We start from the raw sequence: 26,797 nt of genomic DNA, 5'->3' as shown, positions 1-26,797 counted from the left end.
TTTTTTGAAACTAATTTGGAAAGGGTAGTAGCTAAAACTTCACTGAGATCCGGGAGTTCATTTAAAATGATAACATCTGCATCATTAAGAGCATTGTAATTAATGGAAGTCGCTAAAAAACTAGTGTAATCGAATTCCGGGGCGGTGTAAATGCGAGCCAAAAAATCACTTTTTTGCTCATAGATATTACATATTTTAAGAGGTTGTATTTTATTGAGCGAGAAATAGAGGTTATTGTCAAATAATAGTCCGTTGTCTTCTATCTGTAATCTTCCAAGGTGTATTTCTGAATTGTTTATAGGAAATGTGAGATTTTCTGAACTATTTGGCCCTAAACTAGAACTGGTTTTACCAATTAATTTATCGTTGTTATAAAGTGAAACCGGAGTGTTCTGAGCATTATTTCCTGCATTGCTAATAGTTACATTCAAAATCTTAGAATCCATAGCTTCAGATGATATAAATGCTGTATCAATCTTTATATTTTCTTTGCGTTCCGGAGACTGCTGATAGGTATAGATAGTTATTTCAGAATTATTTTCTTCTTTTGAGAATTCTAAATTTTGCTGAAAATCGGAAATTATAAGAAACTTTTTTAGAGTACCGGGATCTTTCGAAAAGCTATTTGTAGCCTTTAATAATGCGGTTTCAAAACTTAATTGATCTCCGGAATAACTTATGTTTTGAAGCTCTTCTTTGGTTAAGTTTTTATAATCTTCAGAATTAGTAAATAAAGAAATGTTTTTATCTGAAAAATCACTCTCTAATATTTCTTGAATACTGCGTTCTAATAATTTTCCCTTCTTCCCAATCGCTTGCATGGAATAAGAATTGTCTAAATAAATAACGGCTTCTACATTTTTGGAGCTCGGGACATTGGAAGGAAAAAAGGGTTGAGCAAAAGCTAAAATAATACAGCTTAGTGCCAATAATCTTGTAGCAAGAATCAACCATTTTTTTTATTCTGGAGCTCTTTCGAGTTTGAAGACTAAGTTTTTTAAGAAATTTTACATTGGTGAAATATTCTGTTTTAAATCTCCTGAGCTGAAATAAGTGAACAAGTATTGGAATAATCAGCAGTACAAGTGCGTATAATATCTCTGGATGATAAAACTGCATGAATATTTAATTGTTTCTCAAATATATAAAACAGCTATTTAATAATACCGTTATGAGGACTAAACTCTTTTAATAGTAAACTGGAAGTTACTACCCTCACCCGGTGTGGAATTTACCTTTACCGTGCCTCCCATACTAGTAATAAGTTTCTTTACGGTAGCTAAACCAATCCCGCTTCCGGGGTTCCCATCACGATCATTTGTATCTAAGGTGGTAAAAAGTTCAAAGATTTTAGATGAATTCTCTTGAGAAAAACCATCACCATTATCGATCACAGCAAAGTGGTATAGGGTATCCGTCTGCTTAAATGTAATTTGGATCTTTCTCTGGTCTTTGCTGTTATATTTTAATGCATTGCTAACCAAGTTTAAAAAAACCTGCGTAAGGGCTGCCTTATTAACATGATGCAATGTTGCGGTTTCAGGATAATCTATTTCAACATCATTGGCAACATCGTATAAATGTGCAATTCCGCTTAGAAGATTATGAAGATCCACATTTTCATAATCTTTTTCTAAAATATGTTCGCTTCGGTAAAAGCTCAATATTCCGTCTACATAATTTCGAAGGGAATAGGAAGATTCATTTAGATAATTTAAATATTGAGTAGTTTCTTCATCAAATTTTCCTTGATTTTCGACCTTAAGTAATTCTGTGAGCGAAATTATATTGGCTAAAGGAGATTTTATATCGTGAGAAACAACACTCGCAAATTTTTCAAGTTCTTGGTATTTCTGTTTCAGCTTTTTTTGAACGATACTAAACTTTTTATTCTGTTTAGCAAATTCAAATAATTTCATGCATTGGTTTGCTAATGCATGGAGGCCTTCTATTTGATATTTTTTAAGTTCTCGTTCTTTAGTATCAAGAACACTCAAAACCCCAATAACATAGCCTTGAGGGTTTTTTAATGGAACTCCAGTATAGAATTTATATTGATTGTGGTAGTGCTTCTGTGCCTCATCGAATATCTTTGGATCATCAGAATAATTAATACAAAATTGTTTTTCTTCAGATTCCAATGTGAGCTGCGCAAAGGCATTTTTTCTCTGGATCTCATCAATGTCAATTCCTGTTTTAGACTTCAGCCAGACATGATTTTTATCTATTATACTTATAAATGCTGTAGGGGCATGGCAAATTGTAGCTGCCAAAAAGGTAAGTTGGTTAAAATCGTCTTCAGTAGTCGTTTTAGAAATATTGTAATCTGTTAATATAGAATGACGTAGTTTCTCGTTAAACGCTGTTTTATACTCCATAGTATTCCCTGCTTCTACAGTTAAGAATTTACATCAATAATATGAAATATTTCTCAGCTATTTTACTGGAAATCAATGATATTTTAAACTATAGCGCCCGCTTTATAGAAAATTTGAAAGTTGTACCTCATTTACCTTGGATTTCACTGAAATTTCACCTCCCAAATTGTGTACTAATTTTTGTACAGTAGAGAGTCCAATTCCGTTTCCGCGATTACCACTTCTATCGGATTCTTCAACAATAGTAAAGAGTTCGAAAATAGCATCTTGCTTATTTTCAGGAATACCAATACCATTATCTGCCACAGAAAAATGATAGAACCCATTAGCTTCTTCCCCAGAAATATCTATAATAATTTTTTCTTGGTTATTATATTTGAGGCTATTCCCAATTAGATTAAAAAATATTTGCTGAAAAGCAGCTCGATTACAATGTACTGCCATGTTAGTTTCTGGAAGATTAATCTCGCAATCGTACTTGATATTTAATAGATCTATAATTTGTTCTAAAACATCCTGTAAATCAAAATCTTCGGTATGAGTATCTAATAAGGTATCGCTCTCATAATGATTTAGAATATCAGTTATATAATTACTTAACCTAAAAGAAGATTGTTTTAGGTATGTAAGATAATTAAGTCCTGTTTCATCTAATAAGTTGCCATACTTCGCTTTAAGTAGATCTGAGGTGATAATCATATTGGCTAGTGGCATTTTCATATCGTGAGATACGGTGCCTGCAAATTCCTTTAAAAGATTGTTTTTAATATTTAATTCTTTTCTCACCTTTATCAGTGCGATGTTTTGACGCCGAAGTTCAAATAAGCTCTCAACTTGTTTTGCCAAAGCTTTTAGTGCGGTTTTTTGCTTTTTATTTAGGGAGTGAGGTTTGTTGTCTAAAACACATAAAGTACCTAAAGCTTCTCCAGTATTGGATCTTATGGGCATACCGGCATAAAACCTAATATTAGTATCAGAAGTCACCAAAGGATTATCGAAAAACCTTTTATCTAAATGAGTATCCTTAACTTCCATAAGCTCATCCGGCTGCAGAATAGCATGAGAGCAAAAGGAGATATTTCTATCTGTATCACATAAATTAGTTCCAACTTTAGCTTTAAACCATTGTTTGTTTTCTGTTAATAATGTAATTAGGGAAACAGGCACATCACAAATGAAGGAGGCCAATTCTGCTATGTTATCATAACTTAATTCTTGGTCAGAATCGAGAATTTTTAACTCGTTGAGAGAAGCCATTCGAGCCTTTTCATTCTCAGGTTGTAAAGCGTGAATCATAAATATAAAGTTCTTGGTTGGAAGCTTTAGTTGAAAGCAAATATAATTAAACAAATAAGGTTAATGAAATATTAAAATTATTTAACGCTACTATAGGTCCAACAATGATGCCATTAAACGTTTTGCCCCTGTTTACTGGGCTCTTGGGATCTATTTAATTTAAAATGACTATTTATGGGCGAAAAATTAAATAGTGTAAACTAGTCTACACTATTTAATTATGAAATTATATATTTGAAAGCAACCAATATAATTTTTACAATTTGTCGTCTACGGAATTAAAAGAGTTTCTCGATTCTAAGGTTATTCAATACAATAAATACGATTTTATTGAAAGCGATCCTATAAGCATTCCGCATCAATTCTCTGTTAAACAAGATATAGAAATAGCAGGTTTTTTAGCAGCTACCATTGCATGGGGAAATAGGAAAAGCATTATTAAAAATGCCAATAAAATGATGGATTATCTTGGGAATTCTCCTTACGACTTTGTTTTAAATCATTCCGATTCTCATTTAGAGCCATTAGATGATTTTGTACATAGGACTTTTAATGGCTTGGATTTTAAAAGTTTTATAAGGAGTTTGAAATATATCTACACTAAACATGGTGGATTGGAATCTGTTTTTTCAACTCCTAGTAATAATGGGGCTTTGCAACATCATATTTCTAAATTTAAATCAATTTTCTTTGAAATCGATCATCTATCAAGAACCGAAAAGCATGTGAGTGACCCATTAAAAGGTTCGGCAGCAAAGAGAATAAATATGTTCTTACGGTGGATGGTACGGAAAGACAATGCTGGTGTAGATTTTGGACTTTGGAAAGATATTTCTCCATCACTTTTATCTTGTCCTTTGGATGTTCATTCTGGAAATGTAGCTAGAAAATTAGGTTTATTAATTAGGAAACAGAATGATGCAAAAGCTGTCCAAGAACTTGATCACTCACTAAGAACTTTGGATAAAGAAGATCCGGTTAAATACGATTTTGCCTTATTTGGGCTTGGAGTGTTTGAGAAATTTTAAAACCTTTTATAGGTCACCGGAAACTATTTCACCATCTACCATGGTTAATTTTCTATCGGCCATATTTGCCAATTCTTCGTTATGTGTAACTATTACAAAAGTTTGATGAAATTCTTCCCTTAGCTGAAAAAACAGTTTGTGTAAATTTTCAGCAGATTCACTGTCTAGGTTACCAGAAGGCTCATCTGCATAGATAACTGCCGGATTATTAATTAAAGATCTCGCAACTGCGATACGCTGTTGTTCTCCACCACTCAATTCAGCAGGTTTGTGATGCGCTCTCGGAGATAAATTCAAGAATTCCAATAACTCATAAGCTCTTTTTTCTGCATCGGCTTTAGAAGTCCCTTTAATGAAAGCGGGAATACAAATATTTTCTAAAGCTGTAAATTCCGGTAAAAGTTGATGAAATTGAAAAATGAAACCAACTTGTTCGTTTCTAAACTTAGAAAGCATCTTAGAGTTCTGGGAATAGATATCAATATCATTCACTTTTAAAGTACTATCCAACTTTTTATCAGGCTGATCTAAAGTTCCTAAAATATGTAATAGCGTCGTTTTTCCTGCTCCCGAAGCACCAACGATAGATACTATTTCACTTTTTTGTATGTGTAAATTAACACCTTTTAAAACGTGAAGGTCTCCGTAATATTTATGAATGTTATTTGCGTAAATCATGAATTTATTAAACTAAAGGTAGCATTTAAAAGGTTGAAAATTTTGATTCCTAGCCTTTAAACATATTTCTCACATTATTATAATCTATATAATAAACCAGTCTCAAAGATAGATTTTGTCTAAGATCTTGATTGAATAAATTTTGTAAACTTTCTGTAAACTGTATGTCACTCTGTTTGTCAAAATTAAAAATAGAGTTTCTATATAAAAGAATCGCTTCACTTCCAGGAGCAAATTGCCAGCTATAACTAAGATCGAAATTCCAAATATTGAAATTTGCATTAGGATCGTTATCATCGGTTACTTCGTAATCGAAAGCAGCTAAATCTCCATTTTCATGTAATAAGCTAAAATTATTTTCTTCAAAATCTGCAATAGACCAAAAGTTTCTAAAACTTAAATTAAGTGCCTGTTTGGTACTAAAATTATAACTAGCCTGAATAGAATTTTCGATACTTTGTACATCTCTTACCCCAAAAATTTCCTGTTTAGGCGCTAGGGCTACAAAGCTATCTCTATTGAGAGATGTGGAATATCTAAAGTTATAGACCATAGAAAATTTATCATTAAATCTAAATCTCGGACTTATTTCAGTGCGGAAATTCTCCTGATCGGATTTATAAAAGGTTCTATAATTAGCACTAACATCAATGGCAAATTTCTTTCTGTAGTCTGTAGAAATAAAAGCATCCATGACCGTAGTTGCTGGATAATTTACAAACTTGCCGGCTCTTCTAGCTTCAAAAAAAATCTTTACGTTCTGTTGTGTATTTTACAAAACTACCAAAAGCGAACCTTTCCAAGGTAATTGCGAAAAAATTAGTTCCAATTCCAGAAGAAGCTTCAATATTAGGAATATAACGTCGCTGATGATCTGCAAAGATTCTTATATTAAATCTGTTGAGTAATTTTGTGGGTTCAAATATTCTATAAGAAGTATTTATTCTGAAGTTGTTATAATTATTGGTAAAATTTAAACCTAGATCATTTATATCGTAGGTTTCGTTAGCGAAATCATGATCTAATCCATATCTAAAATTTCCTTTTGTTCTATCTATAGAAAATTCTGATGCAAACCCGGTGATATTCTGTCCCGGTTTATTCACATTACTCATTTTTGCTTCCCCGGAATAATTGAAGGAATTCGACTTGTTATTAATATCAAATAAAAATCCGGTAACATTCCCATCTCGGGCATGCCCATTTCTGGTCACATTTGTATTTATAAGTGTTATAGAGGAGTTTTGATTATACTGCTGATCCAAAACCACAATATTATAATTGGCGAAAGGTTCAGTAACAATTTTTCTATTTAGTCCGGTTAGCGTATCCCCGATAGTTGCTTCTGTCTCTTGGGTAATTGCATTAAAGAATCCAATTCCCAAACCATTATCTGTTCTTCCGGAAATTTTAACGGCATTTAGAAGATCTGCTTTATCGGGATTTTCAACTAAAATTTCATTGTCCAATAACTCAGCTTGAACATTATTAAAACCAAGAGGTGTATCTCCTATTCGTCGTGAATAAAAGAGATTTCCTTTAGTGAATAATTCGGTTCCTTCAGTAAAAAAAGCTCTGTTTTCACCAAAAGCCTGCTCAAACGGACCTAAATTTAATTCGACTGCATCAAAGGCTGTTTGGCCAAAATCCGGTATTAAGGTAGCATCTAAGGTAAATGCATCAGAAATACCATATTTAAAATCGAGTCCGGCACTAAAACTACTTTCCGTATTTCCTTGAAAATTATCAACTTCTGCAGAGGCATAAGGATAAAAGCTTAATCTAACCGGAGGATCTATATTTTTTATTCCTGTTAATAAACCATTGTATTGCGTATCCTTACCTATAGATTTATCTATATAATTCCAAGTATAAAGTTCATTTAAGTGAAGTATATTCCTTCCAAACTGTATACTCCAAAGTTGTTCTTCCTTTTTTGGGAATCTTAAAGCGGCATATGGAATTTTAATTTCTGCATACCATCCTTTATCATCAAAAGAAATCTCTCCTTCCCAAACCACATTATAGCTGTAATCCTCATTATTTCCAGTCATTTTAGCATCGGCAATGGCTCCCGCAGATGTAATTACAAATCTGGTTTGATTTTCCCCGTCGTTATAGGTGTTAATATCTATCAAGAAAAAATCTGATTGCTCTATATTATCACGTTGCGTAAATTGGCGTAAAATTCTCGAGGGTTCATTGTCTATCATAGAAGCCGAAATATAAATTGCTTCATCATCATAAGCCAACTTTACTATGGTTGGATGCGTTTCTCTGCTTGGAGTTCCATCTCCCGGTTGTAACATCACAAAATTAGAAGCATCAGGAATTTCTTGCCAGATATTATCATCCAAAATACCATCTATAATAGGAGGAGTCGTAATTCTTTGCGCCTCGTAAGTTTTCTTTGCAATTTTTGGAATAGAACTGTTTTGAGCCTTTAATGTAATGAGAGGTAAGCAGACAAATAAGATAAAAATTTTTCTTAGCAACATAAATAAATTCTAATATAAAAGGAACCCTTGGGAATTACAACATTACAAAAGAAATAGTATTTATTTTCAACAGAACCCAATTAATCGTTAAAAAACCTCCTTTTTTTAGTAATTCACTATTTTTAAATAACATTTGTAGATATGGAAGATTTAAAGGTTGAAATTGCCACCTTGGCTGGAGGATGTTTTTGGTGTACAGAAGCAGTTTTTGAAAGAGTGGAAGGGGTAAGTAAAGTTATCCCCGGATTTACCGGCGGGCAAATTAAAAACCCTGCATATAGAGAGATAATTTCTGGGAGAACAGGACATGCTGAAACGATTGAAATTCATTTTGACCCAAACGTGATTTCCTTCAAAGAATTATTATTAATATTTTTTAGCACCCACGATCCTACTACTTTAAACAGGCAGCAGTATGATAAGGGCACACAATATAGAAGTGCCGTATTTTATCATTCTGGAGATCAAAAAAAATGATGCTGAAGAAATTATTAGAAAGCTTGAGTCAGAAAATGTTTTTAGTGATCCAATAGTAACCGAAATTACTAAAGCTTCAGCATTCTATGAGGCTGAAGCAGAGCATAAGGAATATTATTCCAAGCATAGGCAACAACAATATTGTCAGGTAATTATAGATCCGAAGATTAAAAAATTACAGCAATTATTTGCAGATAAAGTAAAAAAGACCAAAATATAATATGTATCGATTTTTTGAAGAATACAACGAAGAAGTTACGGAAGATCTTACCAATAATTTCAAACAAATAATCAATGGGCTAGGGGAGGATCCTTCTCGTGAAGGAATATTAAAAACTCCTGAGAGGGCAGCTAAAGCAATGCAATTTTTAACCCAAGGCTATGATGCCGACCCGGTTAAGATCTTAAATGACGCCATGTTTAGTGAAAGTTACGACGAAATGGTAGTTGTAAAGGATATAGAGGTTTATTCGTTATGTGAGCACCATATGTTGCCATTTTTTGGAAAAGCGCATATTGCTTATATTCCTAATGGGAAGATTGTAGGTTTAAGTAAACTGCCTAGAGTAGTGGATGTTTTTGCAAGGAGGTTACAAGTACAAGAGCGCCTTACTCACGATATTTTGGAATGCATTAATAATACGTTGCAGCCACAAGGTGTTGCGGTTGTTATAGAAGCGCAACACATGTGTATGATGATGCGCGGAGTGCAAAAACAGAACAGTGTTACTACGACTTCAGGTTTTAGAGGGCAATTCAAAGAAATTGAAACCCGAAATGAATTCCTAAAGCTTATAAGTTCGGACCTTAAATAATTGGCATTTTTTTTGCTTTATCAAAGGTATAAAACTTAAAACCGATGAAAAACATAAAAAATAAATTACTAATAAAGGGATTGATGTATGATGCAGTGGGGATGGCAACCATGGCAATTCCATTAGTTGGTCCTTTTCTTGATTTGGCCTGGGCGCCATTTGCAGCAAACAAAATGTCTGAAATGTATCCCGGTAAAAAAGGAAAAATAGCTTCTGTACTTGTATTTATTGAAGAGATCTTACCTTTTACAGATATCATTCCTTCATTTACACTAATGTGGCTTTATACATTTGTATGGAAAAAAGAACCAATGGAAAATGAAATTATTATTGAAGCCGAAATAGTTTAAACTAGAAGTTTCATATTAAAATAAATAAAAAGGCCTCCTAAATTTTAGGGGGCCTTTTGTAATTAAAAACCCGTTCAATAAGCTACAGGATCTTATTTCTTCAGTCAGCGCTTAAAACTTGGTTTGAATTCCAAACGAGATGTTTCTTCCCATATTTGCTATCCCATCGGTTTTTAAACGAGAAAGATGAGAAATATAGTTTTTATTAAAAAGGTTATTTCCGCTTACTCTTAGTTCCAATGGTAAGTTATTCAGAAAAACAGTTGCACCAATTCCTGCGTTCACCAAGGAATAGCCGCTTGTACTTGTTTCAAAATCACTAATATTGTTTTGTTCTCCCGTGGTTTTTAAAGTCACAAAAGCATAATTATTCGCCAAACCTTTTAACTGGTCGAATTCTACTCTTAAAGTATTTGTCAAAGACGTTGCTGGAATAAGAGGAAGGCTTTCTCCATTATCTTTTTCACCAATTACAAGTTCTAAACTGCTTTCCAAGTGCAGCCAATCTATAGGATGTGGATGCAAATGAAATCCTGCTTCTCCTCCATATAATTTTGCATCATCTTGGATGTAATTAAATACTCTATCTCCTTCTATAAAATCTTCTGAAGGAGCTATGAATATATACTGATTGATTTTGTTATAAAAAGCATTTCCAAAAAGCTCAAAATGTTCGTTTCGAAACTCTAAGGATAAATCTAATTGAATGTTTTGTTCATTATCTAAGTCAGCATTTCCAATCTCATATCTATTAGTTCCCTCATGAACGCCATTAGAACTAAGTTCAGCAAGATTTGGAGCTCTAAAACCGGAAGCAGCATTAATTCTGGTTACAAGATTTTTAAACATATTGAATTTAATTCCCAAGGAACCATTATAACTGGAAAAAGTACGATCGATTGGTTGAAAATAACCGGGTTCTCCAAAAATGCCATTTTCTTCAGTAGTTATATGTCTAGTGTCAAACCTAAAGCCACCTTGAATATCAATTTTTTCTAAATGGTAATGTGTGGTTCCTAAAATTCCAAAATCACGAATCGATGCATCCGGAATTAATAACTCTTCTCCAAAGTTGGTATTGGTTTGGAATAAGCCCTGCACCCCAAAAATAGTTTCGAAATTACCCCAAACTGGAGCATTAAATTTTAGATCGTAGTTTAAGGTTTCTAAATGCATTTCTAAGGCAGGATCATCTTCTCCTTCTTCAAATTCTTTTCTATTATTGAAAAGGTATCCAACTTTTAAATCTACACTCGAATTTTGCAGAAATATCTTATTCGTAAGACTCATGATATGATTGTCCAGTTGTTGGTAAGGAGAAACCACATCTTTAGAAGTAGTTTGATCTGCAATTTCTTCAGGAATACCAATATAGGTGTTGTTGTAGTTATACCTTAAATCTCCTTTGTATTTTGAATCCTGAAAGCCAATTCCGGCTTTTAAATCCTTTTCTGCAAATCGAGAGTTTGTTACCCGAACTCCATCTCCAGTTTCATAGTCGCTGTGAATGGCATAATTTCCACGAACTAAAGCTTTCCATTTTTCTCCAGAAGTTTTTACACCCAAATTGGCTTCAGATCCAAGAGTATTTGTAAAATAATTATAGCTTGCATCTATCGAAGTGTTATCGGTTTGTGCATATTTCTCAGGATTTAAATATAAAACTCCCCCAAGCGCGTCACTTCCATATAATAAAGATGCAGGCCCTTTTATAACTTCTACGCTTTCTACCCCACTGGCACTTACTCCTAAACCATGTTCATCGCCAAATTGTTGGTTTTCTAATCTCACACCTTGTGCATACACTAAAACTCTGTTGGCGCTTAAACCACGGATTACCGGCTTACCAATTCCAGCACCGGTGGTAACACTTTCCACCCCCGCAATTTGGGTAATTCCTTCAGCTAAGGTTACGGCACCTGTTTTTCTAAGATCTTCTAGAGATTCTCGTTCTACCTTTACCACATTCTCGCTTTGTAACTTATGAAAAGGGGTAGATACAATTACTTCCTCCATTTCTATTGCTGTAGGCTGTAATTCAATAATTAATGGATTTTCTGAAGGAGAATTGAAGCTAACAGTTTTTGTGGTATATCCAATAAAGGAAATCACCATATTCCATTCGCCTTCCGGGATATTGGATAGTTGAAATTCTCCATTTAAATTGGTAATGCTTCCTTTTTCTAATTTTGAAATATAGACATTACCACCAATAATTGGCTGATTTGTTTCGAGGTCTACTAGTTTCCCCGATATAGAATTCTGTGAATATGTTGAAATGCATACTGCGAATAGCAGCATGCTTAAAATTGCTTTTATCATTGTAAAAAATTAAGAGATTAAAATTACAACATGTATAATGTTGTTAAAACTATTTTTATGCTGAAATAGAAGCAGGTGGGCCTCTAAGCGAAAATGATAGTTTCTGAAAATCACTTAAAAATTCGTAAGAATTAAAGAACTTTTTATTTGGGGATGAAATTTCGGTTAGATCGAAATTATAAAGTTGAAACTCAAGAACCGGACTCGGGTGGAAATCACATAATTCACAATCTAAAATAGATTGGTGTAGGTGAGTGGTGCTATGTTCGTCGCAAGCAAAATTAAATTCGTGTGCAAATACGTGATTATAGCTCAGAATAGATGGAAGTAACATTATAAATGTTAAGCCTAAAACTCCATATTTCTGATATATATTCAAATTACTCTTGATTTAAATAACGGCCGAAACCTAGTCTTGTAAGCATTTTTTTTTTCAAAGGCCCAAAAGAAATCGAACTGACCAAAGATCCATCCAAAGAGCACCAATAAAATTTGATAAATAGGAAAAATTAAAAATAACCTCAAAAACCAATAAATATACCAAGGCGATGTTTCCTCATAAATTCCGAAGAATTCACAAACCGGGGATGCTAACTTAGCGGCAGAAGAGCCAGTAAGTGCAAATACCACAAAAATTATAATAAGTTGAAAATTAGTAGCTATTCCCCAACGTTCTTTTAATTTATTCATGCTGCAAATATATCACATCACTTTTGCAAATAAAAAAAACTTGGGCTTATATTCGAGTTGGCACACTAAATCGCTGGTTATATTCTCTAGAAAAGAATACAAAATAATTATAAAGCATATAATTCACTTCATATCCATAATCCACGAAATTGTCATAATTTATTTCTTGAATATAAAGATTAGGGTTAAATCTAAAAGGTTGAGTTACTCGACTGTTATATTCCTGAACTAAAAATTTATTTTTATTTTCAAGATAAGATTGTGAGTAATAGCCTCTTGGTTTGGCAATACTATTTATAAATAAATTAAAACCGGGTTCAATAACGATTATCTCGTACTCAAGACTATCATTTGCAATACGCACAGTATCGTTGGCATTCGCGGTGATCTCCTTTTTGGTAAAATCCCGGTCTTTAGTGGCACTACAGCTATAAATAAAAAGTCCTAAAGCTAGTATGTAAATTAAATTTTTCATTTTCATTTTTTTAAATATCATCAAAAATTATTCCGATTGCAGCTCTTTATATTTTGATGTACATGTGATAAAACATTTTTTCAAAATTGAAGGAATTTAGTCTAAAATCATTCAGTTTTTGAAATCGAATGTATGAATTTACAACTTTTACTTTGAGCTTTACTTATTGAAATAATAAATCCCTCTGGAATTAAGTATTTCAGAAGGATTATAGATTTTTTTACTAGCTTAAAATTATACTTTTTCGCTCTTAAAAATTGAAATGATTTGTTCAGCTAATTCCATTCCAATTCTATCTTGAGCCTCCAGCGTGGCAGCACCAATATGTGGAGTCAAGGAAATTCTTTCATTCATTAAAACTTTGATCGATGGAGATGGTTCATTTTCAAATACATCTAATCCTGCAAATGCAATTTTACCGTGTTCTAATGCCTCCAATAAGGCTTCTTCATTTATTATTCCGCCTCTGGAAGTATTTATAATACCAACACCATGCTTCATTTGGTCAAATTCTTTTTTACCTAAAACTGCCTTGGCTTGAGCAGGAACGTGAATAGTAATAAAGTCTGAATGTTTTATAAGATCTGCAACCGGCTCTGTTTTAATAGGAACAATCACTTTTTGATCGTTGTAAAACTTAAGTGTAATATCTAATTCTCCAACATGATCGTCGCTTGCAATCACTTTCATTCCAACTCCTAGCGCCAATTTTGCAACTTCTTTCCCGATCCTTCCAAGACCAATAATCCCAAGGGTTTTCCCTCTAAGCTCTGTTCCTGCTGAATAATTTTTCTTTAAATCTTTAAAATGAGAGTCTCCGGAAAGTGGCATATTTCTATTGGAATCGTGTAAATATCTTACCCCACCAAAAAGGTGAGAAAAAACCAATTCGGCTACGGATTCTGAGCTAGCTGACGGTGTATTTATAACTTTTAAATCTTTGCTTCTAGCATAAGAAACATCAATATTATCCATTCCTACACCACCACGACCAATTACCTTTAGGCTAGGGCAGGAGTCAATAAGTTCTTTTCTTACTTGAGTAGCACTCCTAACTAAAAGTACGGTAATCTTTTCTTCATTTATAAAATTCTTCAATTGCTCTTGAGCAACTTTTGTAGAGATCACTTCAAATCCGGCATTTTCAAGAGCTTTAATACCACTTTTTGAAATTCCATCGTTTGCTAAAATTTTCATGCTTTATTTTCTATTGTTAATTCTTGTAGCTTTCTATGCTAACATAATTTTTACGCTTTTCTTTCCAAATCGCTCATAACATCCACCAAAACTTGAACGCTCTCCAACGGCAAAGCATTATACATGGATGCTCTGTATCCTCCAACACTTCTATGACCATTTAAACCATTAATTCCAGCTCCCTTTAGCATAGCTTCAAAATCTTCTTTCAAAGACTCATCGGTTAAATTAAAGGTTGCATTCATAATAGAACGATCTTCTATTGCTGTATATCCTTTAAATAACGGATTAATATCTATTTCTGAATAAAGCAAAGCTGCTTTCTTTTCGTTTTTCTCTTCGATGGCCTTAATTCCGCCTTGAGCTTTTAACCATTTTAAGGTTAAAAAAGACACGTATACCGGATAGACCGCCGGAGTGTTAAACATACTATCTTTGTCTATATGAACTTTATAATCTAGCATCGAAGGGATCTTTCTGGAAACTTTTCCTAAAAGATCTTCTTTTATAATCACGAGCGTAGTTCCTGCCGGTCCCATATTCTTTTGCGCCCCAGCGTAAATCAAATCGAATTTCGAAAAATCTAATTCTTTGGAAAAAATATCGCTACTCATATCACAAACCATCGGTTTTGGAGTAGTTGGAAACGTCTTCATTTGAGTTCCAAAAATAGTGTTGTTACTAGTGCAATGAAAATAATCTACATCGGTAGGAATCATATATCCTTTTGGGATATAATTGAATTTTTTATCTTCAGAAGAAGCTACAACATTCACTTCACCAAATAATTTTGCTTCTTTAATAGCCTTGCTAGACCAAGTTCCTGTATTTAAATAGGCCGCCTTTTTTTCTAAAAGATTATAAGCAACCATTAAAAATTCCATACTTGCACCTCCTTGTAAAAAAAGTGCTTTATAGCCTTTACCTTCTAAGCCAAGTAACTCTAATGCTAATGCTCTGGCATCTTCCATAACAGCAACAAAATCTTTACTTCTATGAGATATTTCCAGTATGGATAAACCTGTGTTGTTAAAGTCTAAAACTGCCTGTGACGCCTCCTGAAATACTTCCTGTGGAAGAATGCATGGACCCGCACTAAAGTTGTGTTTTTTCATAAAAATCTAGTTTGTAACAAAGATGCTAAAAGTTCCTGTGAATTTGTGTTATTAAAATTATAATTGGTGCATTACTAATTCAAATGAAAATCTTGAAAAGATAAGTTTTAGAAAATTGATATAAAAAAATTGACCAAATCTATTTTTTTGGCAGGACCATCTATAATGGTCACATCGAGCGGAGTCGAGATGTTTTATTGACTTTTAGGTAACGATCAGTGAGAATAAAATTAAGTTAATTGAAAATTTTAAATTTTCTCCAAGAATTTTAAAGTGTCAATATTATCTGCATAATCCCATAATTGTGGATATTGAGTTTTGCCGAACGGGATCTCATTTGCCATAAAGTTATTTGCAACCACACACTGTAGATTTTCCTTATTAGCTTCGATTGTGGTTTTTAAAGCATCCAAGTCTGAATATTTTTCATAAAATACGGTAGCTATTGGAGATCCAAAGCTTTGATCTTCCTTCAATACTAAAAATCCATTATCCAACATTTTAAATTCACTCATTAGATAAACTGCCTTATTATAATCGTAGTTATTAGCGTATTTAGCATGATTCATTAGTGTTGCCCACGGAGCTAAAGCCTTGTAAAATGCATCGAAATCATAATTCTCTGGTACATATAATTTAGAAACACTTCTACAGCCTAAACCAAAATACCTGAAAATATCATGACCTAAAGCTTCTAATTCTTCAGTAGATTCGTTTCCGGTTAAAATGGCAACAGAATTTCTATTTTTTCGAATAATAGATTTTTTATTCGCAAAATAATATTCAAAATAACGTGAAGTGTTATTACTCCCGGTAGCAATAACAGCTTCAAAATTGTTCATTCTGTCCTCAGTGAATTCAATCTTTTCTTTGTACCCTTCATCTAAGGAGATAAGATAACTAGCAAGAATAGGAAGCAATTTCATATCATTAGACGACTGCTTAACCAGTACCTTGTGACCCGCAATTAATACCGATAGGAAATCATGAAAACCAACCAAGGGAATATTTCCAGCCATAATAATCCCAACTGTTTTAGGATTATTCACATCAAAACTATAAGGTTTCAACCACTTGTCTAAATTTAGACTTGTTAAAGATTCACTCCAGCCCTCCAAGGCGAAAAGTATATTTTCTGGAGTAAACCAACCATTGTGATGAATAGCTCGTTCAATTTGTTTTTTAAAGGTTTCAAAATAAATGTCATTATTCTTTACATCTTCGTGCTGATTTATGCCATCTCTTTGAAATTGGTTTAGAAATTTACCCAGTTCTATAAAATGTGATTTTCGTTGATCGATTGACATAAGGCTTATTTGGTTATGAATTGTTTTGGCTTTAAATTTGTGCTGGCGAAATTAAAAGTTATAGAATTAAAATCGCCTATAAATCAGTGAAAACTTGAGCCCAAATTGCTAGTGATTCATTGATTACAATTTAAATTTACTAATAAAAGAGTTATGGCAATTATAATAACAGATGAATGTATAAACTGTGGAGCTTGTGAGCCAGAGTGTCCAAATACTGCAATTTATGAAGGTGCAGATGATTGGAGATATGCAGATGGAACAGATCTAGAAGGAAATGTAATTTTACCTGACGGAAAAAAGGCAGATGCAAATGAAGCGCAAGAGCCAATTAGTGACGAGATTTATTACATAGTGCCAGATAAGTGTACAGAATGTAAAGGGTTCCATGACGAGCCACAATGTGCTGCAGTATGTCCTGTAGATTGTTGCGTGCCCGATGATAGTCATGTAGAGACCGAAGAAGAGCTTTTAGGGAAGCAACGTTTTATGCATCCCGAATAATCAAATTAGTTATACTTTTAAAATAGAAAACCCCACAGTTTTGTGGGGTTTTCTATTTTTATGCTTCCGCATAAATTATTCTTTTTTTTAATTGGCGCTGAATTTTTTCAATTGCATTCTGAATAGATTTTTCAGGCTCTATAATATTATTACTTCCCCAAAATTGGTCATCGGAAAATCCGGAAATATCATCTACCATCACTATAGAGGGTCTAATATAGTTTAGATCATTTTTAGGGTCTTTATCGGTATAAGTTTCCCAATCTGTTACTACCATTTCACTATTTAAGGTATATCTGGAATTAAATAATTTTTTATTCCAATCTACCACGAATTCTAAAAGTGCATTTCCATAGCTATAGTACCATTTACCGTTGCTCTGTAAATAATCTATTTGGTAATTAACATCTATTGGGTATACAACTGCTTTTTTAGGCTTAGTTTTTACAAACATTTTTGACGCCACATCTTTATCATCTACATTTAATTTATAAGATGCTTTTATTAAACTGTTCGTTTCGGCATCTATAAAAAGTTTCCCGTAATACCAAGGTAGTGACTTATTTAGCTCTTCAAAATCTACCACATATACATATCGATTGTTAATTTTTGTAGGCTGATTAAAACTAAACTTGTATTCATCTATATTTTCTGGTTCAAAAACAAAATCGGTATATTTCATTAGATCCACGTACAACGTATTAAAAGGGCCACCTCTAAGTTTAATAGCTAAGGTATCTAGTCTATCATAATTAGTGCTTTTTCTAGCTTTATAAACTCCAACAATATCTTTTTTCGGTGAATCGTTGGGTTGCTTGTAGATCTTTATCACAGCTTCAGAAAGAGAGGCATTCTTTCGTCTTTTCTTAATGATCTCTCTATAAAAGGCCGTCATTAAAGTAGGACTATCAAAGTAATTTGAACCTCTGTTTTGCAACATGGTTGCTACTAGTTTTTTTGCATCCTTCGCTTTAAAAATACTCACCTCTGTAAGGACTTCCACGGATTCTTGTAGAGTTATTCGGTTATTTTCTTTTGTGAAAGAATTTAAGGGAACAATTTTGCTTTGATAACCTAAAAACGAAACTGTAACTGAAGAATTCATTAAATCTGCCGGGATTTTTAAAGAAAACTCTCCTTCACTATTGGTAATTGTCGAAATATTACTGTTTTCGACCGTTAGGTGTGCAGAAATAATTGGGTCACCCGATCTCTCATCTACGACCTCTCCTTTAAATTCCACATATTGAAATTTATCAATTTCAGTGTTTTGCTGAAAATAACTTGAATAAACCAGATGTGGTGTAAAGAAAATAAAAGCCACAAATAATAAGCATTTAACTGAATTTATTTGAAAGCTAATAAACTGCGTTTTCATAACTAAATATTTTAGATTAACGTAAGCTGAATACCCACTAAGATATCGATTTTTACTAACTTATTAAGTTTATTAACGGGATTAAAATTTTTAGTGAATTTCAGTTTTATTAATTCTCCACTCTCCTGAATTAAATAATTTTGATATTTTCCATCACAGAGATTTCTAGTCAAATTAAATTTTCATTTTCAATTCTTAATTGAAAATGAAAATTTAGATAATTCAAATAAGGACTCTTTAGATGATGAAGAAGAGTGCAACATTGTATTTTAATTGGATTGAAGAGATCAAATAAAAAAAGCCAAATATTTAAATCTGGCTTTGTAAACGATATATGAAATGGCTTATTTTTTGAAAAATCTTCTGGTATGTGTTTTACCTTTTTCAGTTTCTATTTGGACGATCATTAATCCTTTTTTTAAGGTTGCAACGTCTATAGTAGAGGAATGTCCAGGAGCATCATATGCCATTCTAAGTAATTTTTTTCCTTCTAAATTATAAATAGCAACGGAACTAATGTGAGATTTGGCCATTCTTAAATTTAAACTTTGCGAAGTAGGGTTCGGCGCCATTTGGACTTCTATTTTTTCTCTTTCTCCCTCCAATGGAGGTTCTGTATGCCAAGAAAACGTATTGTCTATTTGTGATTCAATCCCCAATGCAGTAGCATGGGTATGAGAATTGCCAATGATGGTATGAGTATGATCTGGGGTGGCTGTGGACGATTGTGCGCTCATAACTAAAATCCCAAATAAACTTAAGGTGGCTGTTGCTAAGACTTTAAAATGTAATTTTTTTATCATAACATAGATTTTTGGTTAGTTTTATTATTTAATGATTTGGTTGTAACAAATTTATAACAAAGAACTAAGGTAACTTAAAAATAAATATATCGGCTAAAATGTAAGATTTAATCGATGAAATGCACTTTAATTTAAAATTAATCATTTAATAACACATTTGAAATTTCCGTTTTTATTTTATATTTCTTTAAAATATGAAAATTAGTTTTTCGTTATTGGGTATATCAACTAATAACAAAAAATCAAATGAAAAAATATAATCTCTTAATTTTCTTTTTTTCTCTATTTTTCCCACTAATAAGTTTCAGTCAATCTTTAGAGGAAAACAAATCGGTTTCAGAATTGGTTTTATATCAACTCAATAAAGAGCGAACATTACTTAAGGAGAATGTGGATTCTAAAATTAAGCAGATGGATGCGAAAATTTCCAATCTGGACGAAAGCATTCGAACAACTAATTCCTCTTCAGAAAAAATTGAAAAACTCATTGAGCGAGTTCAAATTCTGGAAGAGAAACAACAAGAACTGGATAAAAATCTAATTAGCGTTTATAAATATAATTACAGTTCTGCCGTCTTAAATCTTGCTTCCATGGAGCGAGAAATAAAACCATTAAATCTTTTCAATAGTTTCAGAGATTTTTATACTACACTAGATAAGGTGAGCAACCCTATGAATTATGAGGGATATGCGGCCTGGTTTAAAGAATTCGAAAAATATATTGAAGAAAATAAGAAAGACGAAGCTAGACTAGATGCATTAAGCCATATATTACAAGTAACCGGGAATTTGGCCGAGGGAACTCCATTTACAGGGATGTTTGCAGGAAGTCTTTTTGATGGAATTGGAAACTTTATAAATAGTTTAGGGAAAAGAGATAAGGATTTACGAGAGAAAAGCATGAAAATGTTTAAGCTTACCACCTCTGTCTCTCAATTTACGCACGATAAAGATTTAATAGAAACTGAATGGAATGCAATTGCAAAAAGTTTAGATGAGTTAAAAGCACTTCAGGAAAAATCGATGAATGAAAATATCGTTAATATTTTAGGTATTAATAAATCCGATTTTAAAAAGCGATTTACAGATGAAACCGATGCTAAAAAAAGAACCCAGTATATACTGGATATTTCAAAAATAGCTGAAGATAAGATAGTAGAGGAACGTGATAAAAATGGAGAGAATTGGAAGCAGGATTTCTATAATCAGATGGTAACAGTACAGAATTTAAAAATAAGATTTGGCACCTTGACTTTTAGAATTCTAGAGAATTTAGATAAGTATAAGGTTTTGATAAATAAGTATAAGCAAGATGAGTATTTAAAGGATAGAGTAGATCAACTAGACTTAAAACTCAATTTGGTTCGAAATAGTTTTGAATCAACTTTTAACCCTCAAGACTATATAAAAGCATCTAATGAAATGTATATCGTAGAGTGATTTTTTATTCATGAAATAAGATGTAAAAAAAAGCCGAGGAAATTTCCTCGGCTTTTTTGATTATAATATGTACAGAGTTTTTAAAACTGAAGATTCAATTTCGCATAGTAATACGCTCCACCAAAGCCCATTTGTACAGAATCCCAATATCCTCCAGCTTCACTCCAGTCATCTTGTTGATCTGGATATACGTTAAAAAGATTATTACTTCCTACGTTCAGTTTTAGATTATCACTTATTTTATAACCTAAATTTAAATCGGTAGTGATTTTAGAACTATAGGTATCTGTTGCTGCTGCGATCAAGTTGTCAAAACCTCCATAATCTGCAGGGTCTTCAAAAGTTTGAAAGTCCAATAGTTTTACTTCACTAAATCTGTTTAAACCTAAGGCAACATCAAACTTATTGATATCATATTTTAAGTTTAAGATCAACTTACTATCCGGAGCAGAAGCTAATAAAAATGCTTTATCTCTCTCTCCAAAAAACGTTTGTTCATCTAAAGCCCCATTTTTCACATCAGTAATCTCCATATCATTGAAGTTTCCAATAAAACTAGAAGTTAAAGTTCCCTCACCTAATTGTAATTTATGAGAAAGAACGATGTCTAATCCCATGGTTTCAGTATCTGCACCATTTGCAAAGAATTGTGCTGCTTCTACGTTCTCTATTTGTGGTGCATCAAAATTTCCTGTTAAGACTATACGATCTTGAATATCTATATAATATCCATCTACCGTAGCGGTAAAATTCCCAAAATTTGCTGTAAAACCTAAAGAGGCATTAAATGCAGTTTCTTCTTGTAAAGGCCCAATTCCAAAAGATGCCGTTACAGGACTATTATTAGGAGATAGTAAAGATTCTAAAGCTTGTCCACCTACAAAGTTTGTAAATTTTAAATTGTAATATATTTGAGCTAAAGAAGGAGCTCTAAATCCTGTACTTACAGAACCTCTTAAGTTTACATCATCAGACACCTTGTATCTTGCTGCCAATTTCCCGTTAAGCGTACTTCCAAAATCACTATAATCTTCGAATCTTGCAGCTGCTGCAACTAAAAATCTATCTGTAAACTCAAATTCTCCATCTGCATAAAAAGAAACGTTAGACCTGCTTCTGTCTACTTCATTTGTTGGCCCATATCCAGGGAATCCTTGAGATCCTCCCGGTCTTAAATCTCCGGTAGCAGAATCTGTGGGTTGAACTTGTGTAGCTGGATCTGTTATAATTCTTCCATCTTCATCAAAAGTTCCATAAGAACCTTCTTCTCCTGCAAAGATTACAAAATTCTCTGTCTTGTATTCTGCTCCAAAAGCGAAGTTTACCCCTTCAAGAAGGTCTTCATAATATTTGGAGAAATCTAAATTCACTGTATTCTGACTCAAACTATGTCCACCAGCATCAAAGTCTGTTGGAGAGTTCTCCTCTAAAGAAGCATTAAGAGTTCCTTTAATATAATAATGGAAAAAGTTTTTCCCCCAAGTATTACTCACATCTATTTTCCATCCGCTTTCGGTTTCTGTTCTAAAACCGGCTGCTACAGAATTATCTGTGATTATAGAAGTAATCCTAGGTGTAAAACCATCAGGATAAATACTTACCACATTTCTTGCCGTCGGGTTGTTTCTTGTAAATGCAAATGCATCCGTATCTCTGTAATTTCTACCACCAAATGCGTAAAATTCTGAATTGTCCGTTAGCGGTACAGCAATATTTCCGAAGAAATTAAAGCCATCTATTGCTGCTTCTCCGAAACCTCTTCTAAAATCGAATCCCGGTCTAAGAGTCTTATTTTTACTAATATATTCTGTGGTGAAGTTGGCATAACCTTCTTCTCCAATTCCTACTCCGTAATTTGCAGTAACCTTTACAGAACCTCCATCAAAAGACTTATCGTCTCCAATCTGGTTCCCGTCTCTCTCTGTATCTAATCTATTTCCGTCTGTATTTGGAGTCCCTTCAGGAAAATCCCCATCTGCATTGGTGCTATAGAATCCATAATTCACATTTCCGGTGAATTGCCCAACCTTATCATTCAGAACAAGGTTAATAACCCCTGCAATGGCATCAGAGCCGTATTGAGCAGAAGCACCATCTCTCAAGATTTCTATTCTTTTAATTGCTGAAGCAGGGATGGCATTAAGATCTGTTCCTGTATTACCACGCCCTCTAGTTCCAAAGATATTTATTAATGAAGATTGATGTCTTCTTTTTCCGTTGATTAAAACTAGGGTCTGATCTGGTCCTAAACCTCTTAAAGAAGCAGGGTCAATATGATCGGCTCCATCAGATCCGGATTGCTTATTGGCGTTAAATGAGGGTGCTGCATATTGCAACAATTCATTTACTTCAATACGTCCGGTTTGAGTAGTAACAGAGCTTACATCTATTACATCTATTGCAACCGGAGTATCTGTGGCTGTACGTTTAGGGCTTCTAGACCCAACCAACTGAATTTCTCCTAAGGAGACTCCATCTGCTAGAGAAACATTAATCGTAGATCTACCAGCTACAACTTCTTCGGTTTGTTCGAAACCTACATAGCTAAAAACCAATGTGGCATCATCGCTAACAGTTATTGTATAATTTCCATCGAAATCTGTGGTAGTTCCATTATTGGTGTTTTTTTCAAAAATGTTTACTCCAGGCAGTGGTACACCCGAGTTGTCTGTTACGGTTCCGCTAACTTGCTGAGCAATGAGGAACCCCGGGGCAAATAATAAAATAAATGCCAGTAAAATTTTGTTCATAAATGGTTGTTTTAGTTGTTAATTAGTTATGACAGAAGTTAAATGTTATTCGAGAAAACGTAGGGATAATCTGTTAAAAAACATTGATTAATATTAACTTCTAACAAGAATAACGAAAAAACAGATAAAAGTAAAAATATATGGCCTAGGATATATTCTAATTTTATCTATGTCTTTAACATTAGAGCAAAAAAATACTTATCAAATTGAAATCGTTTCTTCTAGCTCGTACTTTATACTTACAAGATTAAAACCTATCTTTGCAGCCGCAAAAACATAGCATTAAATTTTATTGTATGAAAGCTGGAATTGTAGGATTACCTAATGTTGGAAAATCAACCCTTTTTAATTGTTTATCGAATGCAAAAGCACAAAGTGCAAACTTTCCTTTTTGTACTATAGAGCCTAATATTGGAGTTGTAAATGTACCGGACATGAGACTTCAAAAATTAGAGTCTTTAATAAATCCAGAACGTGTGTTACCTGCAACTGTGGATATAGTAGATATTGCTGGTCTTGTAAAAGGAGCAAGTAAAGGGGAAGGTCTAGGAAATCAATTTTTAGGAAACATTCGGGAAACAGATGCTATTCTTCATGTTTTGCGTTGTTTTGAAGATGATAATATTGTGCATGTAGATGGCTCTGTAGATCCTATTAGAGATAAGGAAACCATAGATATGGAACTTCAGTTAAAAGATCTTGAGACGGTAGACAAGAAACTGGAGAAGGTAAAAAGAGCATCTAGAACTGGTAATAAGGAGGCTCAAAAAGAAGAAGCTACCTTATTAAAGGTAAAAGCTGGTTTAGAAGCAGGTACATCTGTACGTGCTATTGAGCTAACTGATTCTGAAAGAGAAGAATTTATTAAAAATATTCAGCTAATTACAGACAAACCAGTAATGTATGTATGTAATGTTGACGAAAAAGCGGCTGTAGATGGAAACGCATTTGTGGAGCAAGTAAAGGCGGCTGTAAAAGATGAAAATGCTGAGGTGATAGTTTTGGCGGTAGGAACTGAAGCTGATATTACTGAATTGGATGACTATGAAGAGCGTCAAATGTTTCTTCAAGACATAGGTTTAGAGGAGCCGGGTTCTGCAAAACTAATTAGAGGAGCTTATAAATTACTTAATTTACAAACCTATTTTACGGCAGGTCCAAAGGAAGTGAGAGCATGGACAATACCTGTTGGATCTAGCGCACCACAGGCGGCTGGAGTGATACATACAGATTTCGAAAAAGGCTTTATTCGTGCAGAAGTAACGGCATATGAAGATTTTGTTTCTTTAGGTAGCGAAGCCAAAGTAAAAGAGGCCGGTAAAATGAAAGTAGAAGGAAAAGAATATATAGTTAAGGATGGAGATGTGATGCATTTCAGATTTAACGTGTAATTATAAATAAATATCATCAGAATATAAATCTTGCAGCGATGTGAGATTTTTCTGTTTTTGGTAACAAAGTATTTTTCGAAACCTAGTCACTCTGAACTTGTTTCAGGTTCTCGTACCAACTTATGGAGATGCTGAACCAAGTTCAGCATTACGTAAACTACTTTTCTAAGTAAAAGAAATACTGTTTAAAAAGGGATGATTAAACTTGGCATAGTTGCATATAAAATAAATAAGCAAATCCTATTGAAATATTCTTAATTTCTTTGTTAATTACTTTGTTGGCTACCTATTTTAATTTTTTAATGTAAGCCTTATATTAGCGACTCAACGGCACAAACTATTTATGTTAGAAGAAACTAAGTATACCGAAGATAATATTCGTTCTTTAGACTGGAAGGAGCACATTAGAATGCGCCCCGGAATGTATATTGGAAAACTTGGTGATGGTTCTACTGCTGATGATGGTATTTACATTCTTCTTAAGGAAGTTTTGGATAACAGCATCGATGAATTTGTGATGGGAACCGGTAAGACCATTGAAATTTCTGTACAAAACCAGAGAGTGATTGTACGGGATTATGGTCGTGGAATTCCATTAGGGAAAGTGGTGGATGTTGTTTCTAAAATGAATACCGGAGGTAAGTATGACTCCAGGGCATTTAAGAAATCTGTTGGTTTAAATGGGGTTGGAACAAAAGCAGTAAACGCTTTGTCTTCCAGTTTTAAGGTAGAATCTACCAGAGATGGAAGATCAAAATCTGCGGAATTTTCACAAGGAAATTTATTAAATGAAGAGGAATTAGATGAAACTTCTCGTCGTCGCGGAACAAAGGTTTCTTTTACTCCGGATGAAACTATCTTTAAAAACTTTAAATATCGTAATGAGTATATCGAAAAAAATGCTCAAAAATTATGTGTATTTAAATCCCGGCCTTACCATTATGTTTAATGGCGAGAAATTTTATTCTGAAAACGGATTAAAGGACCTTTTGGGAGATAGTATAAATGAAGAAGATCAATTATATCCTATCATTCACCTTAGGGGTGAAGATATAGAGATCGCACTTACACACAGTAAAACCCAATATTCTGAAGAGTATCATTCTTTTGTAAATGGGCAAAACACCTCTCAAGGAGGGACTCATTTAGCAGCGTATAGAGAATCTTTGGTAAGAACGATTAGAGAATTCTTTGGAAAAAATTATGAGTCTTCAGATATCCGAAAATCGGTGGTTACGGCGATAAGTATTAAAGTGATGGAGCCGGTTTTTGAAAGTCAGACCAAGACAAAGCTCGGTTCTACGGATATGGGAGGTGATCTTCCTACAGTTCGAACATATATAAACGATTTTCTGAAGAAATACCTAGATAATTATCTTCATAAAAATCCGGAGACTGCAGAGAAGTTACAACGTAAGATATTACAGGCAGAGCGTGAGCGCAAGGAATTATCGGGAATTAGAAAATTGGCGAAGGATAGAGCTAAAAAAGCTAGTTTACATAATAAGAAGCTTCGGGATTGCAGAATTCATCTAGGAGACAGTAAAAAAGAACGTTATTTAGAATCTACTTTATTTATTACCGAGGAGATTCGGCGAGTGGTAGTATTACAAAATCTAGAGATGTGAATACTCAAGCTGTTTTCAGTTTAAAAGGAAAACCTTTAAACAGTTATGGGCTTTCAAAAAAGATCGTTTACGAGAATGAAGAATTCAATTTACTGCAAGCAGCATTAAATATAGAGGAATCTATTGCAGATCTAAGATATAACAATATTGTAATCGCCACCGATGCCGATGTGGATGGAATGCATATTCGGTTATTATTAATTACATTTTTTCTTCAATTTTTCCCGGAACTTATAAAAGAAAACCATTTATATATTTTACAAACCCCGTTATTTAG

Annotated in this window: 23 protein-coding genes and 3 pseudogenes; 9 read left to right on the top strand and 17 right to left on the bottom strand. The window is 33.4% G+C overall.

Annotated features, from left to right (window positions below):
• From ON07_RS15585 to ON07_RS15580, 4 genes and pseudogenes are all read right to left on the bottom strand, one after another.
• Positions 1 to 950: pseudogene (locus tag ON07_RS15585) on the bottom strand (hypothetical protein); the annotation flags it as partial.
• A gap of 64 nt (positions 951 to 1,014) precedes the next feature.
• Positions 1,015 to 1,119 (bottom strand): annotated as a pseudogene (locus tag ON07_RS17990) (BatA domain-containing protein); the annotation flags it as partial.
• 59 nt (positions 1,120 to 1,178) lie between these two features.
• On the bottom strand, positions 1,179 to 2,378 hold the full coding sequence (locus ON07_RS12815) for a GAF domain-containing sensor histidine kinase (protein ID WP_010232155.1): 1,200 nt from the start codon (positions 2,376 to 2,378) through the stop codon (positions 1,179 to 1,181).
• A 102-nt stretch (positions 2,379 to 2,480) separates the two neighbouring features.
• Positions 2,481 to 3,674 (bottom strand): sensor histidine kinase, encoded by a 1,194-nt coding sequence (locus ON07_RS15580; RefSeq protein WP_010232153.1) that lies wholly within the window; start codon positions 3,672 to 3,674, stop codon positions 2,481 to 2,483.
• Positions 3,675 to 3,937: 263 nt separating this feature from the next.
• Here ON07_RS15580 and ON07_RS12805 point away from each other — a divergent pair, with 263 nt between their 5' ends.
• Positions 3,938 to 4,702 (top strand): TIGR02757 family protein, encoded by a 765-nt coding sequence (locus ON07_RS12805; protein WP_010232150.1) that lies wholly within the window; start codon positions 3,938 to 3,940, stop codon positions 4,700 to 4,702.
• 6 nt (positions 4,703 to 4,708) lie between these two features.
• On the opposite strand, the gene ON07_RS12800 is transcribed toward ON07_RS12805, so the two are convergent.
• The 3 genes from ON07_RS12800 to ON07_RS17485 are packed head-to-tail and all read right to left on the bottom strand — an operon-like array spanning position 4,709 to position 7,878.
• Positions 4,709 to 5,380: an ABC transporter ATP-binding protein gene (locus tag ON07_RS12800; protein WP_010232147.1), complete on the bottom strand. Its 672-nt coding sequence runs from the start codon at positions 5,378 to 5,380 to the stop codon at positions 4,709 to 4,711.
• 49 nt (positions 5,381 to 5,429) lie between these two features.
• On the bottom strand, positions 5,430 to 6,074 hold the full coding sequence (locus tag ON07_RS17490) for a DUF5916 domain-containing protein (protein WP_262486227.1): 645 nt from the start codon (positions 6,072 to 6,074) through the stop codon (positions 5,430 to 5,432).
• A gap of 46 nt (positions 6,075 to 6,120) precedes the next feature.
• A complete protein-coding gene (locus ON07_RS17485) occupies positions 6,121 to 7,878 on the bottom strand; it encodes a DUF5916 domain-containing protein (RefSeq protein ID WP_262486226.1) in 1,758 nt (585 codons plus the stop codon).
• 141 nt (positions 7,879 to 8,019) lie between these two features.
• Here ON07_RS17485 and msrA point away from each other — a divergent pair, with 141 nt between their 5' ends.
• The 4 genes from msrA to ON07_RS12780 are packed head-to-tail and all read left to right on the top strand — an operon-like array spanning position 8,020 to position 9,520.
• Positions 8,020 to 8,355 carry a peptide-methionine (S)-S-oxide reductase MsrA gene (gene msrA, locus ON07_RS17875; RefSeq protein WP_316928157.1) on the top strand — a complete coding sequence of 112 codons (336 nt, stop codon included), beginning with the start codon at positions 8,020 to 8,022 and terminating at the stop codon, positions 8,353 to 8,355.
• The gene (locus ON07_RS17870) at positions 8,318 to 8,575 is read left to right on the top strand and encodes a peptide-methionine (S)-S-oxide reductase (protein WP_316928156.1); all 258 of its coding nucleotides are present in this window, start codon (positions 8,318 to 8,320) and stop codon (positions 8,573 to 8,575) included. Before msrA ends, ON07_RS17870 begins: the two co-directional genes overlap by 38 nt.
• Before the next feature lies 1 nt (position 8,576).
• Positions 8,577 to 9,170, top strand: a complete 594-nt coding sequence (gene folE, locus ON07_RS12785; RefSeq protein ID WP_010232143.1) for a GTP cyclohydrolase I FolE — start codon at positions 8,577 to 8,579, stop codon at positions 9,168 to 9,170.
• Positions 9,171 to 9,214: 44 nt separating this feature from the next.
• Positions 9,215 to 9,520: a hypothetical protein gene (locus tag ON07_RS12780; RefSeq protein ID WP_010232142.1), complete on the top strand. Its 306-nt coding sequence runs from the start codon at positions 9,215 to 9,217 to the stop codon at positions 9,518 to 9,520.
• 111 nt (positions 9,521 to 9,631) lie between these two features.
• On the opposite strand, the gene ON07_RS12775 is transcribed toward ON07_RS12780, so the two are convergent.
• The 7 genes from ON07_RS12775 to ON07_RS12745 form a co-directional block, all read right to left on the bottom strand.
• Positions 9,632 to 11,842, bottom strand: coding sequence for a TonB-dependent receptor (locus tag ON07_RS12775; protein ID WP_010232141.1), 2,211 nt, complete (start codon positions 11,840 to 11,842; stop codon positions 9,632 to 9,634).
• Positions 11,843 to 11,897: 55 nt separating this feature from the next.
• Positions 11,898 to 12,221 carry a hypothetical protein gene (locus ON07_RS12770; RefSeq protein WP_010232140.1) on the bottom strand — a complete coding sequence of 108 codons (324 nt, stop codon included), beginning with the start codon at positions 12,219 to 12,221 and terminating at the stop codon, positions 11,898 to 11,900.
• The gene (locus ON07_RS12765; protein WP_010232139.1) at positions 12,218 to 12,532 is read right to left on the bottom strand and encodes a DUF6787 family protein; all 315 of its coding nucleotides are present in this window, start codon (positions 12,530 to 12,532) and stop codon (positions 12,218 to 12,220) included. The genes ON07_RS12770 and ON07_RS12765 overlap by 4 nt, the downstream gene beginning before the upstream one ends.
• 46 nt (positions 12,533 to 12,578) lie before the next feature.
• Complete coding sequence (locus tag ON07_RS12760; protein ID WP_010232138.1) at positions 12,579 to 13,007, bottom strand: DUF6146 family protein; 429 nt, start codon at positions 13,005 to 13,007, stop codon at positions 12,579 to 12,581.
• Between the two features lie 234 nt (positions 13,008 to 13,241).
• Positions 13,242 to 14,204 (bottom strand): D-2-hydroxyacid dehydrogenase, encoded by a 963-nt coding sequence (locus tag ON07_RS12755; RefSeq protein WP_010232136.1) that lies wholly within the window; start codon positions 14,202 to 14,204, stop codon positions 13,242 to 13,244.
• A 50-nt stretch (positions 14,205 to 14,254) separates the two neighbouring features.
• A complete protein-coding gene (serC, locus tag ON07_RS12750) occupies positions 14,255 to 15,319 on the bottom strand; it encodes a 3-phosphoserine/phosphohydroxythreonine transaminase (RefSeq protein WP_010232135.1) in 1,065 nt (354 codons plus the stop codon).
• Positions 15,320 to 15,567: 248 nt separating this feature from the next.
• The gene (locus tag ON07_RS12745; protein ID WP_010232132.1) at positions 15,568 to 16,626 is read right to left on the bottom strand and encodes an acyl-CoA reductase; all 1,059 of its coding nucleotides are present in this window, start codon (positions 16,624 to 16,626) and stop codon (positions 15,568 to 15,570) included.
• A gap of 153 nt (positions 16,627 to 16,779) precedes the next feature.
• Here ON07_RS12745 and ON07_RS12740 point away from each other — a divergent pair, with 153 nt between their 5' ends.
• Entirely contained in the window at positions 16,780 to 17,130 is a 351-nt protein-coding gene (locus tag ON07_RS12740) for a 4Fe-4S dicluster domain-containing protein (RefSeq protein WP_010232130.1), read from the top strand.
• Between the two features lie 58 nt (positions 17,131 to 17,188).
• Here the strand turns inward: ON07_RS12740 and ON07_RS12735 are convergent, their stop codons facing one another.
• Positions 17,189 to 18,508, bottom strand: coding sequence for a carboxypeptidase-like regulatory domain-containing protein (locus ON07_RS12735; protein WP_010232128.1), 1,320 nt, complete (start codon positions 18,506 to 18,508; stop codon positions 17,189 to 17,191).
• A gap of 344 nt (positions 18,509 to 18,852) precedes the next feature.
• Positions 18,853 to 19,311 (bottom strand): T9SS type A sorting domain-containing protein, encoded by a 459-nt coding sequence (locus ON07_RS12730; RefSeq protein ID WP_010232127.1) that lies wholly within the window; start codon positions 19,309 to 19,311, stop codon positions 18,853 to 18,855.
• A 246-nt stretch (positions 19,312 to 19,557) separates the two neighbouring features.
• Here ON07_RS12730 and ON07_RS12725 point away from each other — a divergent pair, with 246 nt between their 5' ends.
• Entirely contained in the window at positions 19,558 to 20,751 is a 1,194-nt protein-coding gene (locus tag ON07_RS12725) for a coiled-coil domain-containing protein (RefSeq protein ID WP_010232126.1), read from the top strand.
• Positions 20,752 to 20,831: 80 nt separating this feature from the next.
• On the opposite strand, the gene ON07_RS12720 is transcribed toward ON07_RS12725, so the two are convergent.
• Complete coding sequence (locus ON07_RS12720; RefSeq protein ID WP_010232125.1) at positions 20,832 to 23,501, bottom strand: TonB-dependent receptor; 2,670 nt, start codon at positions 23,499 to 23,501, stop codon at positions 20,832 to 20,834.
• Positions 23,502 to 23,797: 296 nt separating this feature from the next.
• On the opposite strand from ON07_RS12720, the gene ychF reads away from it, so the two are divergent.
• Both ychF and ON07_RS15565 read left to right on the top strand, forming a co-directional pair.
• Positions 23,798 to 24,892 carry a redox-regulated ATPase YchF gene (ychF, locus tag ON07_RS12715; protein WP_010232124.1) on the top strand — a complete coding sequence of 365 codons (1,095 nt, stop codon included), beginning with the start codon at positions 23,798 to 23,800 and terminating at the stop codon, positions 24,890 to 24,892.
• A 343-nt stretch (positions 24,893 to 25,235) separates the two neighbouring features.
• A pseudogene (locus tag ON07_RS15565) lies at positions 25,236 to 26,797 on the top strand (toprim domain-containing protein); the annotation flags it as partial.

Source organism: Gillisia marina, from assembly GCF_000258765.1.
Lineage (GTDB): Bacteria > Bacteroidota > Bacteroidia > Flavobacteriales > Flavobacteriaceae > Gillisia > Gillisia marina.
The sequence above is the reverse complement of the archived record's forward strand: the minus strand, read 5'-3'. Positions and strand labels throughout refer to the sequence as shown.

What these genes read in the sequence shown, in the direction of transcription:
- ON07_RS12815 (WP_010232155.1), bottom strand. Translation starts at nt 2,378, where the DNA reads ATGGAGTATAAAACAGCGTTTAACGAGAAACTACGTCATTCTATATTA.
- ON07_RS15580 (WP_010232153.1), bottom strand. Translation starts at nt 3,674, where the DNA reads ATGATTCACGCTTTACAACCTGAGAATGAAAAGGCTCGAATGGCTTCT.
- ON07_RS12800 (WP_010232147.1), bottom strand. Translation starts at nt 5,380, where the DNA reads ATGATTTACGCAAATAACATTCATAAATATTACGGAGACCTTCACGTT.
- ON07_RS17490 (WP_262486227.1), bottom strand. Translation starts at nt 6,074, where the DNA reads ATGGATGCTTTTATTTCTACAGACTACAGAAAGAAATTTGCCATTGAT.
- ON07_RS17485 (WP_262486226.1), bottom strand. Translation starts at nt 7,878, where the DNA reads ATGTTGCTAAGAAAAATTTTTATCTTATTTGTCTGCTTACCTCTCATT.
- msrA (WP_316928157.1), top strand. Translation starts at nt 8,020, where the DNA reads ATGGAAGATTTAAAGGTTGAAATTGCCACCTTGGCTGGAGGATGTTTT.
- folE (WP_010232143.1), top strand. Translation starts at nt 8,577, where the DNA reads ATGTATCGATTTTTTGAAGAATACAACGAAGAAGTTACGGAAGATCTT.
- ON07_RS12780 (WP_010232142.1), top strand. Translation starts at nt 9,215, where the DNA reads ATGAAAAACATAAAAAATAAATTACTAATAAAGGGATTGATGTATGAT.
- ON07_RS12775 (WP_010232141.1), bottom strand. Translation starts at nt 11,842, where the DNA reads ATGATAAAAGCAATTTTAAGCATGCTGCTATTCGCAGTATGCATTTCA.
- ON07_RS12765 (WP_010232139.1), bottom strand. Translation starts at nt 12,532, where the DNA reads ATGAATAAATTAAAAGAACGTTGGGGAATAGCTACTAATTTTCAACTT.
- ON07_RS12760 (WP_010232138.1), bottom strand. Translation starts at nt 13,007, where the DNA reads ATGAAAAATTTAATTTACATACTAGCTTTAGGACTTTTTATTTATAGC.
- ON07_RS12755 (WP_010232136.1), bottom strand. Translation starts at nt 14,204, where the DNA reads ATGAAAATTTTAGCAAACGATGGAATTTCAAAAAGTGGTATTAAAGCT.
- serC (WP_010232135.1), bottom strand. Translation starts at nt 15,319, where the DNA reads ATGAAAAAACACAACTTTAGTGCGGGTCCATGCATTCTTCCACAGGAA.
- ON07_RS12745 (WP_010232132.1), bottom strand. Translation starts at nt 16,626, where the DNA reads ATGTCAATCGATCAACGAAAATCACATTTTATAGAACTGGGTAAATTT.
- ON07_RS12740 (WP_010232130.1), top strand. Translation starts at nt 16,780, where the DNA reads ATGGCAATTATAATAACAGATGAATGTATAAACTGTGGAGCTTGTGAG.
- ON07_RS12735 (WP_010232128.1), bottom strand. Translation starts at nt 18,508, where the DNA reads ATGAAAACGCAGTTTATTAGCTTTCAAATAAATTCAGTTAAATGCTTA.
- ON07_RS12730 (WP_010232127.1), bottom strand. Translation starts at nt 19,311, where the DNA reads ATGATAAAAAAATTACATTTTAAAGTCTTAGCAACAGCCACCTTAAGT.
- ON07_RS12725 (WP_010232126.1), top strand. Translation starts at nt 19,558, where the DNA reads ATGAAAAAATATAATCTCTTAATTTTCTTTTTTTCTCTATTTTTCCCA.
- ON07_RS12720 (WP_010232125.1), bottom strand. Translation starts at nt 23,501, where the DNA reads ATGAACAAAATTTTACTGGCATTTATTTTATTATTTGCCCCGGGGTTC.
- ychF (WP_010232124.1), top strand. Translation starts at nt 23,798, where the DNA reads ATGAAAGCTGGAATTGTAGGATTACCTAATGTTGGAAAATCAACCCTT.